Origin of the sequence: Protofrankia sp. CiP1_Cm_nod2, assembly GCF_920664355.1 — a bacterium.
Lineage (GTDB): Bacteria > Actinomycetota > Actinomycetes > Frankiales > Frankiaceae > Protofrankia.
In genome coordinates this window covers 11,954-14,183 of the sequence record NZ_CAKKTL010000008.1, presented here as the reverse complement: position 1 = coordinate 14,183, position 2,230 = coordinate 11,954, and the positions used below count along the sequence as shown (strand labels likewise).

Here is a 2,230-nt window from a genome sequence, read left to right as displayed (position 1 = left end):
GACCACCACCGCCGCCCGCTCGACTGTGCGTACTGCATCCGGCACACCTACGGCCTGTGGGATCAGCGGGTGCCGCGTGCGCTCATGAGCGACGCCCAGGCCGTCGAAGAGCTGGTCACGCATCGGTACTTCCAGCCACACGTCACCCCGGTGCAGGTGCTCAACCGGGCCACCGACCCGTTCTTGCCGGTCGTCCGGCCACACACCTTCGCCGTGTTGGAAGATCTCGACGAACGCGGCCTGACCAACCATGTTCTGGTCATCACCAGACACCAGATGAAGCCCGAGGACATCGACCGGCTCAACCAGCTCCGCTGTGTCAGGGTGACGCTGCTGTTCACGTACTCCGGCATCGACAACAAGGCCATCGAGCCCTACCCATCACACGTCGCCGCCGAATCGCTGAAGCTCATGAGCGCACCCGAGCGCCGAAAGTACCGCACCGTTCTCTACTGGCGTCCGCTGGTGCCGGGCCTCAACGACTCGCCGGAACACCTCGACACGGCATACCGGCTGCCTCGGCATGCCGACGCCACCGTGTTCACCGGCCTGTTCTACCGGGATGAGATCGCTGAATACTACCGGGCCAACGGGCTGCCCGAGCCGTACGAGGGCACGGCGCGCCGGAAGATCGTGCCCGAAACCCTGGAGCGCCGGGTCCTGGCTACCTTCGACGCCAGCACCCCGTTGTTCCGCAAGACCTCATGCGCTGTGGCCTACGCACACGGGTTGCCCGACTACAACGGCCACTATGGCATCCGGGAGCTGTGCGACATCTGCCCGCTGAGTCAGATCGAACTGTGCGCGGGCACACACCGGGTGCCGTCAGCCGACCGGATACGGGAAATCGCCAGCTCCCTGTCCGAAGCGCGCGGCCTGGTGGTCGAGGACATCACGGAGCAAGCGGCCATCGTCTCCGGGCTGGAGACGGAACAGCCCCGCTACTACCTGCAACACGCGCTTGGCTTCCAGGTACACGACGTGCGCCATCCGCACCATGAGCGGCGACATGGCCGGGCCGACATCGGATGGAAGGACGAGAACGAAGATGACTGACTGGACAAGCCTTACGTACGTGGTCGTGGACGTCGAGGGCAACGGCCAGCAGCCGCCCGACCTGGTGGAACTGGCCGCCGTCCCGATCGTCGGCGGGGTCGTCGGGGATGCGGTGAGCTGGTTGGTCAGGCCCGAACGGCCGATCAAGCACTTCGCCACCCGCATCCACGGCCTGACCAACACGGACGTGGCTGACTGCCCGCCGTTCACGGACGTCACGGCCGATGTACGGGCAGTCTTGGATGTTGACGCCCTGGTTGCTCACAACGCGCACGTTGACGTTGGTGTCCTGCGCCGCCAGCTCCCCGACTGGAAGACGCCGGAGGTCTTCGACACACTCAGGCTCGCTCGCCGGTTGATGCCGGATCAGGGCGACTACCGGCTCGGCAGCCTGGTCGAGGCGTTCACACTGGCCGAGGATCTACCCGACGACCTCTCACCGCACCGCGCCACCTATGACGCGCTGGTGGCGGCCCGGTTGTTCGTCACCCTCGCCACCAAGGCCGCGACGTGGGAAGCGCTGCGCGGCCAAACGCCCGGAGGGAGCGAGGATGAACCTCCGGCCCTCTTCTGATCATCCGCATGGCGTGTTCGTCTCAGTGGACGGGCCGAGCGGCGCGGGGAAGTCGACCATCGTGCAGCACCTGGCACACCTTCTCGTCGCCGCGGGCGATGATGTCCACGTCACGGCCGAGCCGTCCACGGGGCCTATCGGGCAGCTCTGCCGCGAGGTGACCGAGACGGTCACGGGTCACGCGCTGGCCTGCTTGTACGCGGCCGACCGCTACCACCACCTTGAGGTGGAAGTCCGGCCGAACCTTGAAGCCGGCCGCGTGGTGTTGAGCGACCGCTACCTCCCGTCCGGTCTGGTGATGCAACGCTTCGACGGGGTCGATCTCACCTTCCTCTGGCAGCTCAATGCCGAGGCTGACCGGCCCGACCTGGCCGTCATCCTCGACGCCGATCCCGAGGTCGTTGCCGAACGGCTGACCGATCGTGGCCCGCACAACCGCTTCCAGCTCCCGCCCGACAGCTCTCGCGCCGAAGCCCGCTTCTACCGGCAGGCCGCCGAGCGGCTGATCCAGGCCGGTTTCAACGTGCTGCGAGTGGATGTCAACCGCCAGCCCCCCGAACAGTCCGCAGCACTCATCCGTGACCGCCTACTCGCCTTCTT

3 protein-coding genes are annotated in these 2,230 nt (G+C 66.6%); all 3 read left to right on the top strand.

The features are described 5' to 3' along the window. Positions 1 to 1,056, top strand: a 1,056-nt coding sequence (locus tag NBW84_RS01720; RefSeq protein ID WP_250281050.1) for a radical SAM protein, incomplete at its 5' end; no start/stop codon positions are given. Then, a complete protein-coding gene (locus NBW84_RS01715; RefSeq protein ID WP_250281048.1) occupies positions 1,049 to 1,630 on the top strand; it encodes a 3'-5' exonuclease in 582 nt (193 codons plus the stop codon). The genes NBW84_RS01720 and NBW84_RS01715, both read left to right, overlap by 8 nt. Beyond that, positions 1,608 to 2,230, top strand: a 623-nt coding sequence (gene tmk / locus NBW84_RS01710) for a dTMP kinase (protein WP_250281046.1), incomplete at its 3' end; no start/stop codon positions are given. The genes NBW84_RS01715 and tmk, both read left to right, overlap by 23 nt.